Raw genomic sequence first — 12,152 nt, forward strand, 5'->3', positions numbered from 1 at the left:
CCGTTCGCACTCGCACCCGTACGGCCGAAAACGGTCGCCTTCCGCACGCGAGGATCCGGCCCCGACAGGTGACGACACCTCAGAAATGGCCGTGGGTCAGCTACTTCGGTCTCCCCGCCGTGCTCCGGCGGAGGCCCGGCGCCAGTCCAGGTACTGCTGACGGACGTATGCCCGCGTCTCGTCGCCGTCGGCGGTGACACCGTCGTGCTCGGTCAGGTACCCGGCCGCGATCCGTGCCCCCGCCACCTGCTCGCGGTCCGCGTCACCGCCCGCCAGCGCCAGGCGGTCGGCCCGGGCGGCGGTGCGCAGCAGGTACTCTCGCCGCCTGCGGGGCGAGCTCCTGGTGGCACTCCGGCGGCCGGCCAGGTCCTTCTCCTCCTGCTCGACACCCGGGGCGTCCGCGTACGCCTCCGCCGCCGTCGGCACCGGTCCGGCCGGTACGACCGGCACCGGCCGGGGCGGCAGCGGCGGCAGGCCGCGGACGTGGAGCACGTCGTTCGCGAACTCCGGCTGGTCGACGGGCAGTCCGTGCCGGCCGAACACGGCGAACAGCTCGGCGAGGGCACGCGGCTCGACACCGCGTGGCCGGTCGTCGCCGGTGACGCCGATCCGGCCGAGCTGCGGGCCCCAGAACCGGCCCGGCGGGTCCACGAGGCGCAGCCGGAGGGTGAGGTGGTGGCCGCTGGTCTCGGTCTCCTCCTCGAACTCCATGGCCAGGCCGCGGATCTCCGACCAGGCGTAGCGGCGCGGGACCAGCAGCCGGACCAGGGTGAGGCCGTCCTCCTCCTCCCGCAGCCAGAAGGTGTGCGGCACCGTGACGGCCGCCGCCACGGCGATCAGCACGCCGATCAGGGTGGCCTCGCCGGGGCTGCCGGCACCCGATCCGACCAGCGCGAACATCGCCACCAGGGCCAGCGCGCAGCCGATCCCGATGTTGCCTCCCCACTGCCGCATGAACGACAGCCGTACCGTCCGCATCCCGCCCCCTGGTGTCCGTCGGTGTGCCGGCTCCACGCTCCCGGGGAGCACCGGGCCCGGGCAAGCACCAGCGGGGAGCTGTGACGGCCCCGTGACGAAGCCGCCGTACCGCGTCACGATGTGTCGGTTCGCTCTATGACACCGTCAGGGCCGGGCCGGCCGCGAGAACCCGGCACAGCCCTCCGATCGGAAGGAACTTCGATGACGGAGCCCGACCACACCACCGAGCACCACCAGGCCGAACGACGGCTGCACAGCTCGTCGTTCGGCCGGGCAGCGGTCGCGTACGCCGAGCACCGCCCGGACTACGCGCGGGCCGCGGTGCGCTGGGCCCTCGAAGCCGCGCCCGGCCCGCGGGTGCTCGACCTCGGCGCGGGGACGGGCAAGCTCACCGCCACCCTGGTCGCACTCGGCTACGACGTCGTCGCGGTCGAACCCGACCAGGCGATGCTGGCCGGACTGCGCGGCTCGCTCCCGGCCGTCCGCGCGCTGCCGGGCAGCGCCGAGGCGATCCCCCTGGCGGACGGGTCCGTCGACGCCGTGGTGTCCGGCAACGCGACGCACTGGTTCGACATGGACGTCGCGGGCCCGGAGATCGCCCGGGTGCTCGCACCCGGCGGAGTCCTGGCCGGCCTGTGGAACGTCTTCGACGACGGGGTCGACTGGGTGGCCGGCCTCGCCCGGGTCGCCGGCCCCGCCGCCATCGGCCCGCGCGACGTGCCCGCGAGCTGGCGCACCGCCACGGCCCGGATGCACCTCCCCGCGTCGGGCGGGGCCGCCCGCTTCGACTCCCCGGAGCAGGCGGAGTTCCCGCACGGGCAGGACCGCACCGCCGACTCCCTCGTCGCCACCCTCGCCACCAAGGCGGGCATCCTGGTCATGCCGGAGCAGCGGCGCGAGGCCCTGCTCGGCGAGGCCCGCGCCTACCTCGCCGCCCGCCCGGAGACCGCCTCCGGCGAGTTCACCCTCCCGATGCTGACCAGCGTCCTGCGCGCCCAGCGGATCTGACCGCCTCGCCGCCGGATCCGGCGGTCGAAGGATGGAGGCCTCAGTCCCCCGCCGGTGCCGGGGCCTGCGCCGGCCCGGCCGGGTGGTCGGGTTCGAGGACGAAGACCGGGATCACCCGCGGCGCCCTCTCCTGGTACTCGGCGTACGGCGGATACGCGGCGACCGCGCGCCGCCACCACCGGGCCCTCTCGTCCCCGGTGAGCTCACGGGCCGTCATGCCCTGCCGCTCGGGGCCGTCCTGGAGGTCCACCTTCGGGTCGGCCTTGAGGTTGAAGTACCAGTCCGGGTGGCGCGGGAAGCCGCCCTTCGAGGCCACCGCCGCGTACCGCCCCTCGTGCTCCACGCGCATCAGCGGAACCTTGTGGATCCTGCCGCTCTTCGCACCGCGCATCGAGACGATGACGACCGGCAGGCCGGTGTCCCGCAGCGTGGTTCCCCGCGTGCCTCCCGAGCTCTCGTACAGCTCGACCTGTTCGCGCACCCACTGCGCCGGACTCGGCTGGTACTCGCCCTCGAGAGGCATCGCATTCACCCCACTGTCGTGTACGGACCGTGCCGGGACGGTCCGGACGCAGGCCTCGCACGAAGGGGACAACGCCGTCCCCGCTCTGCCGACACGGCCAAGTGTGACGGCAACGCTCCGGTGTCGCACCCGGCTCCACGTCCCCGCAGGTCATCGACCGTTCGTGAACGCCCCCGCGGCCGGCGGGCTGCCGGGCCCGCTCCGTGGTCAGCCCCCCCCCGCAGGACGTGCGAACTCGACCGCCGGGCCAGTGTTTCCCCCGCGTTTCCCCACGGCTCCGGGGACGGGAAAGTGCTACGCGCGGAGGGCGGGACCGACAGGAGGCCGCCTCCGTAATCTCGTTGCAGGGCAGGCCCGCCCGACCGAAACGGGATCGCTGGAGGTTCTGTGGGATACACCGTTCTGAGCACGACCAGCGTGCCGGCCGAGCAGCGTTTCGACTGGTGGTGCGACCTGATAGGCCGCTCCGTCGCCCCGTCCGGATCCACAGCCGCCACACCTCCGACTTCGTGGCCGACGCCGGCGCCCTGGATCTGGGGGCGGTCCGGCTGACCACGATGTCCTTTGGGCAGCGCGGCCTGGGAACTGACCGCCGCCTTCCTCGCCCACCACCTCGACGCACACGACCGCCTGCCACCGGAGGCCCGCAACCGCATGCTGCTGGCCCGGATCAACGCCTTCATCGAGGACAACCTGGCCGAACCCGCCCTGTCCCCCACGTCCGTCGCAGCCCACCACGGCATCTCGGTACGGACGCTGCACTACCTCTTCCGGCAGCAGGGGGAGACCGTCGCGGCGACCATCCGCAGTCGCCGGCTGGCGCGCTGCCGGGCAGCCCTGAGCGACCCGGCCCTGCGTGCGCTGCCCGTCCACGCCGTCGGCGCGCGCTGGGGCCTCGCCGACGCCGCCTCCTTCAGCCGATCCTTCCGCGGCGCCTACGGCGTCACCCCCGCCGAGCACCGGCGATCGACGCTCCCCGTCGTCCCCGCCAACCGTCCCGCCCGCCTTGCGCACGGTGTCAAGGAAGGCTGCGCCGAGGGCCAATGACGCCGGCAGGGGGCCCGACGCAGACTTCTCGCACTGGGCCGAAGCCGCAGCCCATCCCACGACCGAGGAGCGAAGATACGAGGAGTGAAGACGCGCGCACGAGGACTGCTGCTGACAGCTGTGGCCACGCTGAGCCTCACCGCCGGCACCGTGTCCGCGGCCGCCCCGGCGAGCGCGGACAGCTGCGTCAACGGGTGGTTCTGCCTCTACTACAACTCCAACGGGGGCGGTGCGTTCGTCAGGATCGGCGGGAACATCCCCAACCTGACGGACTCAAGTTCAACGCCTGCGGCACCAACTGCAACGGCGTCGGTCAGAGCGTCTGGAACAACGCCGGCTCGGCGCGGAACACGAACGACTTCTACGCCGCCACGGTCTTCTTCAAATTCAAGTACATGGGGAACACCGACTTCGTTCCGACCAACTTCCTCAGCAATCTCCCCAATACGAAGAACGAGGACGCCTCGGTGCTGTTCGGCCCGTGAGCAGGCGAACCGTACTGACGGCGTGCGCGGTCGCCGTCTGCGTCGCGGTCGGCGGGGCGGTGGGCTACACGGCCACCGCCGGCCGCGGCCCGGACCGCGCCGGCAGCACGCGGACGGATCTCCCCGTACAGGCGTACCTGCTCACCTACCAGCAGCGCGACGACCTGAACAGCGCGTACGAACGGCTGGTGGAGCGCTGCATGAGCGAACGGGGCGCGCCGATCCAGCCGCTGGCGCACGTGCGCCCGCCCCTGAAGGACTTCCTGGAACGGCGCTACGGCCTGACCGACCTGGAACAGGCCGAACGGTACGGCTACGGGCTCCCTCCCACCAGGGACGCCGCCGCGGCCCCGGCCCCGCCGGAACTGACGGAGGCCCAGCGCCTCGTCTACGACGGCGGTCCGGGCGAGGGGCCGTCGCGGGGCTGTGCGGGCTGGGCCGTGCGGCAGATCGGCGACACCGCCAGGGTCCGGGAGACGCCGGTCGCCATGGAACTTCAGCGGAAGTCGTGGGACGCCTCGGCCAGGGACCCCCGCGTCGTCGCGGCGACGGCCAGGTGGTCGGCGTGCATGAGCGCGCTCGGTTACCACGCCTCCTCGCCCGTGGACACGGCCGCCACGCCGACGTCCGACCCTGCGGCCGAGCGGGCAGAGGCCGCCTCGGGCGTACGGTGCAGCCGTTCGTCCGGCGTCATCCGCGAGTGGTTCGCGGTCGAGGCCGCGTACCAGGACGAGATGATCGAACGGAACAAGGACGCCCTGCTCGCCGAACGGTCCGCCGCGCTGCGGGTCGTCGACCGGGCACACGCGGTGCTCGACGGCTGAGCCCGAGATGACGCGGCGTCAGAAGACGGCCGGCCCGCCCGCATGCGCCACAGGGCGAGCCGGTGCGGCCCGGTGGGATCAGGTCATCGAGCGCAGCACGTTCCGCCTGACCGGCTGCCGCCGGTTCGGCCACCGCTACCTGGCCTTCCTCGGCCCCGCCACCGCCTCGTGCCGCTTCGGTCGCCTCCTCGGGCTCGCCACAGGGGAGACGGCCGTGGCCGCGTTCGGGACGGGCGGCCGGGAGCGGAGGTCCGGGGTGGAGCGTGCGGGAACGGCCGGGGCCCGCGGCCGGGCGAACGGACGTTCGGCCTGATCGCCCCGCCGCGCCCCCGGGGCCGGCCCGGTCCCCGGCCGTGGCGATGCGTGCGTCCGGCGCACCTGCGAGGGGGCGCCCGCGGGTCCGTGTGGCGGCTGTCCGAAAAGGCCTCCGCGCCCGCGGGGCGCGGTTGCGCGGGCCTGGCCGCCGGTCCCGCCGTGCTCAAGCCCGCGCTGCACCGGGAGTCCGACATCGGACCGGACGACCCCTGCGACGTCATCCGGATCCCCACGTCCGTGTTCCCCACGGTGGCACCCCGGCTGGCGCAACTGCCGTACCTCGCGCACTGCCGCGGCGCCAACACCGGGGACCGGCCCGTCCTCGGCCTCCAGGAGGACGGGCTGTTCTCCGTCGTCGTCGCCGGCCGCTTCCCGGCCGCCGGCCCGCCCGGCTCACCGCCGGACGCCCGCACCAAGAACATCGTCCACCTGGTCTCCCTGGAGGGCCACGAGCCGCTCCTCGGCCCCGACCCGGACTTCCAGGGCCGCACGTCCGTCGCCCTGCTGTCGCTGTGCGCCTGGTCGTTCTGGGCGGAGCCGGACGGCAAGGCGCACTTCCGCGACCTCGCCGAAGGACTCACCCGGACACCGGACGGCTCCCGGGCGGCCACCCGCGAGGAGATGTGGCTGCGGCTGCCCTCCCCCTACCCGGACGCCGACGGCACCCCGCCCGCCCGGCGGCAGGTGGCCCGGCGGATCAACGACGGCCACCTGCCGCTGCCGTACCTGACCCGCTCCGGCGAGCGCGCCTTCGGGTGGTACCGAGGGCCGACCTGGACGCCTTCCTGCTCTCCGACGCCGCCCGCGCGGCCGTCACCGAGGCCCTGGACACGGACGACGGCCTCAGGACACGGCTCGCGCCGGTCGTGGACTGGCTGGGGCACCTGCTGCTGCTCGCCCCGGTGCCGTTCACCCACCTCGTGCCGGACTCCCGGATGCTGCCGCCGGAGTCCCTGCGCTTCTTCCACACCGACCCGAACTGGCTGGACGCGCTGGTCGGCGGGGCGCTGGGGATCGGCGCCCAGTCGAGCCGGGACACGCTCCAGGACGCGGTGGTGGCCGCCGCCGTCCGGACGAAGGCCGCGCAGGCGGCGGCCCGCCACCGCGACCGGCAGCGCGACGCCGGGCCCGGCGATCCGGACGCCACCCTCGGCCGGGTCTGCGGAATCCTGCTGCGCTCCGCGCTGGTCTCCGGCTGGCCCCACCTCGCCGTCCGGGCCGTCGACGTGGCCGGTGCCCCGCTGCCGGTGCTGCGGGTGGAGCACCTCTCCCCGACCGTGCTGCTGTGCCTGTTCAACGGGGTGCCCGCCACCGTCGAACTCGCCGAACCCCAGGAGGGGTTCCGCTTCGGCGTCGAGGACGACGGACTGATCCCGCTGCGCAGCCTGCTGCCGGACGCCGGACCACGGCTTCCGCTGGGCGAGCAGCTCGGCCCCGACGTCACCTTCGACGTCCTGCGCCACCTGCGCCCGTCCGCCGACCCCGCCGTACGGGTCCTGGACCTCGCCTCGCTCGTGCCCGCGCTGGCCACCGCCCTGGAATCCGCGCACGGCACGGACGTCGGCGGGGTCGGCCCCGCCGACCTCGCCCCGCAACTGGTCAAGGTGCCGGAGGCGATCCGCTTCGACGGCGTCCACCTGCACTGGGCGCTCCCCCGGGGCCCGCGCCACGGCGTGCAGGACCCGGCGACCGGGGAGGTCGACTACCCGCTGGTGCCCAACCGCTGGCTCGTCACCCGCTTCAGCGGCACCGGCACCCGGCGGGTCAGGGCGTGGGTGATCGAGAGCGACTGCCCGCACACGGCGTACGCCCTGCGGCAGGGCCACCCCCTCGAACACTCCAGCCCCCACCTGGTCACCGGCGCCACGCTGAGCGCCTGGCGGGCAAGCCGGGACCCCTACCGCGGCGCCCGCACCGACGCGTCCCCCCAGGTCCTGCTCGGGCTCGCCTTCCCCCTCGCCGACGGCACGCCCTGGACCGAACGGGCCGCGGCAGACCGGCTGTTCCTCACCGCCATGGGCGCCGGCGACCAGCACTTCACCACCTACGTCCCGCACAGCACCAACGTCTTCTCCTTCATCGACGACCTCTCCGACGTCACCGCGGCGGACACGCTGGGGTACCAGGTCATCGGCTGGTACTCCGACCCGGCCGCCGACGTCCTCGCCACGCTCCCGCCCGGCACCTCGTACGCCGGCCTGCTCGACCGGCTCGCCGCCTGGCTAGGGGCCGTCGGCGACTGGGGCATCCTCGCCCAGGAGCTCACCGGCTTCAACGACCGCCTCGCCGCCCGCGACACCCGCGCCTTCCGCCGCCCCACCACCCGGGACGACGACCTGCCGCACACCGCGGGCCTGGCCGGCTACCCCGACGCCGACACCGAGGACGCGCTGCCCGCCCGCTACCGGGGCCGGGTCACCAGCGTCCCCTACCTCCCCGGTGGCGAGAGCGCGGACTTCCACGAGACCCGCCAGGGCCAGATCCACGTGCGGGAACTCTTCCTCTACGACAAGTTCGGCCGCGTCCTCGACGTCGTCAGCCCCGACCTCCGGCAGGGCGGCCTGCACGAGTACCGCGGCTTCCCGCTGATCGTCGACACCTCCCTGACCACGGAGTCCTCACTCACCCCGACCGTCGCCGCCGTCTCCCAGCTGCCCCCGCGCCCGCTCCAGCCCGCCCGGCTCGACTTCGACCTGCTGGACGCGGCCACCGGTACCCGGGTGGTGGAGACGGCCGCCGACCCGAGCCCCGTCACCGGCTGGCTGCTGCCCGTCCACCTCGACCGCGCCCTGCTGCTGTACGACCCGGCGGGCCGTTTCCTGGGCACCTACCGGCTGCTCACCGACGGCTCCGGCACCCGCACCGGCCAGTGGGAGCCCCCACCCGACGGCACGGTCACCAGCCTCGCCCAGGTCGAGGCGCTCGCCCCGGACCTCGCCGGCCTGGTGCGCTCCCGGTGCCTGGCCACCGAGGCCAACCTCAGCGCGTTCCTGGACGTCGTCGACTCGACCCTGTGGACCACCGACCCGCTCGGGCGGCGCACCGACCAGACCCTGTCCGCCCTGATCGGACGGCCGCTGGCGCTGGTCAGGGCCCGGCTCCGGCTGACCCTGGACGGGCCGCCCCTGACCGACCCCGGCTGGGCGGCCACTGGACGTCGCACGACCTGACCCCGGCACAGACTAACGCGCAGTTCCCTGACCGCCCGCCGACGCTGGAGGACGGTCTGCTCCGGCTCCTGACCGAACCCGAGCCCGAACCCGAGCCCTGAACCCCCGCTCCCCCGCTCCCAGTTCGGATCCTGCCCCCGGTTCCCAGCCCCGTCCGAGTCCGAGTCCGAGCCCGGCCCCGGGCAGTCAACCTCACGCACCAGGAGGCCCCGCCGTGTCCGACCAGCCCCCGCTGCTCACCTACCGCCCCTCCACCAGCCCGGCCCCGCTCCAGGCGAGCACCCCCGGGACCGGGACCGACGGCCGGGTCAACCTGGCCGTCAGCACCGGCAAGAACACCGTGTACTGCGATCAGATCCTGCTGAGCATCCCGAAGGACGCGGAGAGCGGCGGCGCCTACTTCGCTTCCAAACCGCACGTCTCCACCGGCTCCGACCGGTGGACCGTGGCGTCCCTGGTGTCCGTGTCCGCGGAGGAGATCGGCGGCAAGGGCAAGGCCGAGTTCTGGCGGGCCACCCTCAAGTCCGCGGGCGAGGAGTACGACCAGGTCGAGGGCACCCTGGACTTCGGCATCACCGGCGAACTCGGCACCAGCGCGGGCACGATGAACTGCTACATCACGGAGTACTCCGCCACCACGCCCGGCCGGAAGAACTACAGCCACGAGACGTTCATCCTGCCCCTGCCCGTCACCGGCCCGGTCTTCCACCTGCACGCCTTCCTCGCCCGCGGCAGCGCCAGTGCCACCGCCCCGAAGACGGTGTTCAACCGGAACGACTCCGTCTACCTCTCCTGGGAGAGCAACGGCGCCTACTTCCGGGTGTACGACGGCGAGGGCCGGATCGTCCACGAGGGCCCCGAGACCTTCTGTTCGCCCGGCGCCGACCACCTCACCATGGACACCACCTTCACGGTCGAGGCGTCCATGTCGTCGACGCCCGAGGGCGATTCCTTCAAGCCGGTCTACCAGTACGCCACGCTCGCCCTCAGCGTGAAGGACCCGGTCCTGGCCGCGCTGACCGTCGAGGGGGAGATCTCGGGCCGCTCCGGGCTGGACCTGGCCGGCACCGCGACGGTGTACTACCTGACGGTGAACGGCTCGGCCGGTATCGGGAGCAGCCTGTCGGTCAGCGGCAGCGCCACCGTGCAGAGCAGTCTCACCACGAACGGCTACCTGAGCGTCGGGAGCACCGTGTACGCGAACAGCGACCTGCGGGTCAGCGGCACCCTGGAGGCCAACGGGGACCTGAACGCCAACAGCACCCTGAACGCCTACGGAGAGGTCCACGCGGTCAGTGACAACTTCGTCCGGATCCGCGAACTGCGCGGCCCGTACGGCGTGAAGCTCACCATCAACAGCAACACCGAGCTGATCTCAGGATGTGAGCTGGACGTTTCTGGGGACATCAAGCGCAAGGGCCACGGGGTACTCTCCGACCAGGACACCATCGGACTCAACAACCAGTACTACGGCGGCTATCTCTACGCCAGCGACTACGAGAGGGACAGCGACCGCCGGATCCCGTACGTGTGGGTGCCGGGCGACCGGGTGGCCCAGTCGTACTGGCAGATCTCCCGCGGCTGACAGCGGCCGGGGGAAGTCTCCGGGAGAGCCTCTCCCGGATCGCTCCGCCGCCGCGCCCGCCACCACCATCACCACCACCCCGAGAAGAGGCCGTCATGACCATCGGACACCCGGACGCGGTGGTCGTCGGAGCCGGCGTGATCGGCTCCGCCATCGCCCTCGAACTCGCGCGCGCCGGACGGCAGGTGGTCGTCGTGGACAAGGCGGGCGCCGTCGGTCACGGCTCCACCAGCGCCTCCAGCGCGATCATCCGGTTCAACTACTCGGCCTTCGACAGCGTCGCGACCGCCTGGGAGGCCCAGCACCTGTGGGCGTCCTGGCCCGATCACCTGCGACTCCCCGGCCGCCGCCCGCTCGCCGCCTTCCGCCGCACGGGCGCCGTCCTGCTGGACTCCCCGTCCGTCGCGACGTCCGATTCGGCCGCGCTGCTCGACCGCGCCGGCGTCCCGTACGAGCGCTGGGACGGCCCGACGCTGCGCGAGCGCCTCCCCGGGATCGATCCCGGGCGGTACTGGCCGCCGAAGCCGGTGGACGACGACGCCTTCTTCGCCGACCCGTCGGGCGAGCTCGGCGCCCTGTTCACCCCTGACGCCGGGTACGTCGACGATCCGCAGCTCGCCGCCCAGAACCTCGCGGACGCGGCGGCCGAACTGGGCGCACACTTCGCCCTCCACCACACGGTGGTGGCCGTGGACGGGCACGCGGACCGGGTGACGGGCATCCGGCTCGCCGACGGGACACGGATCACCGCTCCCGTGGTGGTCAACGCCGCCGGCCCCTGGTCGGGCGGCCTCAACCGGCTGGCGGGCGTCGGCGACGACTTCACGATCGGCGTGCGCCCGCTGCGCGAGGAGGTCCACCAGGTCGCCGCACCGGACGGCCGGGCCGCCGGCCCCTTCCCGCTGGTCGCCGACCTCGATCTCGGCACCTACATCCGCGAAGCCCCCGGAGGTCACCTCCTGGTCGGCGGCACCGAACCGGACTGCGACCGGCACGAGTGGATCGACGACCCGGACACGGCCGACCCCCGCCCCACTCCCCGGCGCTTCCGCGCCCAGGTGACCCGGGCCGCGCGCCGGTTCCCCGCGATCGGCGTCCCCAACCGGCCCCTCGGAGCGGCGGGGGTGTACGACGTCGCCGACGACTGGACCCCGATCTACGACCGCACCGCCCTCGACGGCTACTACGTCGCCATGGGCACCAGCGGCAACCAGTTCAAGAACGCCCCGCTGGTGGGCCGCTACCTGGCCACCCTGATCGACGCGGTCGACTCCGGGCACGACCACGACAGCGACCCGGTCCACCACCGGTGCGAACACACCGGCGCCCTCGTGAACCTGGGCGCCTTCTCCCGCCGGCGCCCGGTCCGGGCGGACGCGGCGCGCACGGTCATGGGCTGATTCCCCACAGCTCCCCAGCCGTCCTCCCACGCCGACCGACGACGGTCAAGCGCGCACCGGGCGCACCGGTCCCAGCAGGGGTAATACCTCAGAGCCAGTCCTCATCACCCCGGTCGACGTCGTGCAGCGTCTCGCCGAACCGCTCCAGCGCCGCCTCCGGCCCGCAGCCGAAGGCGCGGCCGATGTACTCCCAGGTCATCATGCTGCTACGGGCCTTGCGGCCGGCCAGCAGCGCGGTCGAACCGGCCGCCCGCTCGAACCGGGCGGCCGCACGGGCGGCGGCGTACGGCCTGCCCTCCGTCAGGTCGCAGATCCGGTCCACCAGAGCCGCGACCAGCTCCTCGACCTCGCGCGGCACCACACCCTCGGCCAGGTCGACGTGCCACTCCCAGTCCGCGAACGGCCCGGTGGCCTCGCCCACCGCCTCGGTCGCCGCGTCGTCACCGAAGTCCAGCAGGTGCAGCCGCTCACCCCGCCAGCCGCAGCTGCACCCACTGCGCACCGCGGCGGCCCGAGGACCGTCCGCACCGTTGTAGAGCCACCAGGTGGTGCGCCCGTCCGGCAACGGCTCCGGCTCGCTGCCGTCCGCCAACACCGCCGCCGGGAAACCCTGGTGGCGCCCGCTCTCCTCAAACCATGGCATGCCGTGCCCCTCGCCTCCCTGAAGTACAGCACCAGGGTTCTGAGTCCGTGACGCACTGTCAAGGCTTCGCGACAACCGGTGCGCTCCGCAGCTCAAGGCGGCGCGCGCCGGCCGGGGGCCGGTCGGCCGCCGGCCCCGGGTGGCGGCGCCATCCGCCCTGGCAACGGCCCGCGA

10 protein-coding genes and 1 pseudogene are annotated in these 12,152 nt (G+C 73.7%); 8 read left to right on the forward strand and 3 right to left on the reverse strand.

All coding sequences use genetic code 11. The annotated features are described in order from the left end of the window. Window positions 1-96: 96 nt before the first annotated feature. Window positions 97-954, reverse strand: coding sequence for a hypothetical protein (locus ACIQOW_RS08830; protein ID WP_401081482.1), 858 nt, complete (start codon window positions 952-954; stop codon window positions 97-99). A gap of 225 nt (window positions 955-1,179) precedes the next feature. On the opposite strand from ACIQOW_RS08830, the gene ACIQOW_RS08835 reads away from it, so the two are divergent. After that, entirely contained in the window at window positions 1,180-1,986 is an 807-nt protein-coding gene (locus tag ACIQOW_RS08835) for a class I SAM-dependent methyltransferase (RefSeq protein WP_401081485.1), read from the forward strand. A 40-nt stretch (window positions 1,987-2,026) separates the two neighbouring features. Here the strand turns inward: ACIQOW_RS08835 and ACIQOW_RS08840 are convergent, their stop codons facing one another. After that, complete coding sequence (locus tag ACIQOW_RS08840; protein WP_401081487.1) at window positions 2,027-2,509, reverse strand: nitroreductase family deazaflavin-dependent oxidoreductase; 483 nt, start codon at window positions 2,507-2,509, stop codon at window positions 2,027-2,029. A 564-nt stretch (window positions 2,510-3,073) separates the two neighbouring features. On the opposite strand from ACIQOW_RS08840, the gene ACIQOW_RS08845 reads away from it, so the two are divergent. The 7 genes and pseudogenes from ACIQOW_RS08845 (at window position 3,074) to ACIQOW_RS08875 (ending at window position 11,335) form a co-directional block, all read left to right on the forward strand. After that, complete coding sequence (locus tag ACIQOW_RS08845) at window positions 3,074-3,556, forward strand: helix-turn-helix domain-containing protein (RefSeq protein ID WP_401081490.1); 483 nt, start codon at window positions 3,074-3,076, stop codon at window positions 3,554-3,556. 150 nt (window positions 3,557-3,706) lie between these two features. Then, a pseudogene (locus ACIQOW_RS08850) lies at window positions 3,707-3,772 on the forward strand (hypothetical protein); the annotation flags it as partial. Next, window positions 3,751-4,041: a hypothetical protein gene (locus ACIQOW_RS08855; protein ID WP_401081492.1), complete on the forward strand. Its 291-nt coding sequence runs from the start codon at window positions 3,751-3,753 to the stop codon at window positions 4,039-4,041. The pseudogene ACIQOW_RS08850 and the gene ACIQOW_RS08855, both read left to right, overlap by 22 nt. Continuing rightward, window positions 4,038-4,865, forward strand: coding sequence for a hypothetical protein (locus ACIQOW_RS08860; RefSeq protein WP_401081494.1), 828 nt, complete (start codon window positions 4,038-4,040; stop codon window positions 4,863-4,865). The genes ACIQOW_RS08855 and ACIQOW_RS08860 overlap by 4 nt, the downstream gene beginning before the upstream one ends. A gap of 1,070 nt (window positions 4,866-5,935) precedes the next feature. After that, entirely contained in the window at window positions 5,936-8,350 is a 2,415-nt protein-coding gene (locus ACIQOW_RS08865) for a hypothetical protein (RefSeq protein ID WP_401081497.1), read from the forward strand. A 214-nt stretch (window positions 8,351-8,564) separates the two neighbouring features. Continuing rightward, entirely contained in the window at window positions 8,565-9,935 is a 1,371-nt protein-coding gene (locus ACIQOW_RS08870; RefSeq protein WP_401081500.1) for a hypothetical protein, read from the forward strand. A 95-nt stretch (window positions 9,936-10,030) separates the two neighbouring features. Further along, window positions 10,031-11,335, forward strand: a complete 1,305-nt coding sequence (locus tag ACIQOW_RS08875) for an NAD(P)/FAD-dependent oxidoreductase (RefSeq protein ID WP_401081502.1) — start codon at window positions 10,031-10,033, stop codon at window positions 11,333-11,335. 88 nt (window positions 11,336-11,423) lie between these two features. Here ACIQOW_RS08875 and ACIQOW_RS08880 read toward each other — a convergent pair whose 3' ends face one another. Beyond that, entirely contained in the window at window positions 11,424-11,978 is a 555-nt protein-coding gene (locus tag ACIQOW_RS08880) for a hypothetical protein (protein ID WP_188295735.1), read from the reverse strand. Window positions 11,979-12,152 lie beyond the last annotated feature (174 nt).

This window comes from Kitasatospora sp. NPDC091335 (genome assembly GCF_044757205.1).
Taxonomy (GTDB): Bacteria; Actinomycetota; Actinomycetes; order Streptomycetales; family Streptomycetaceae; genus Kitasatospora.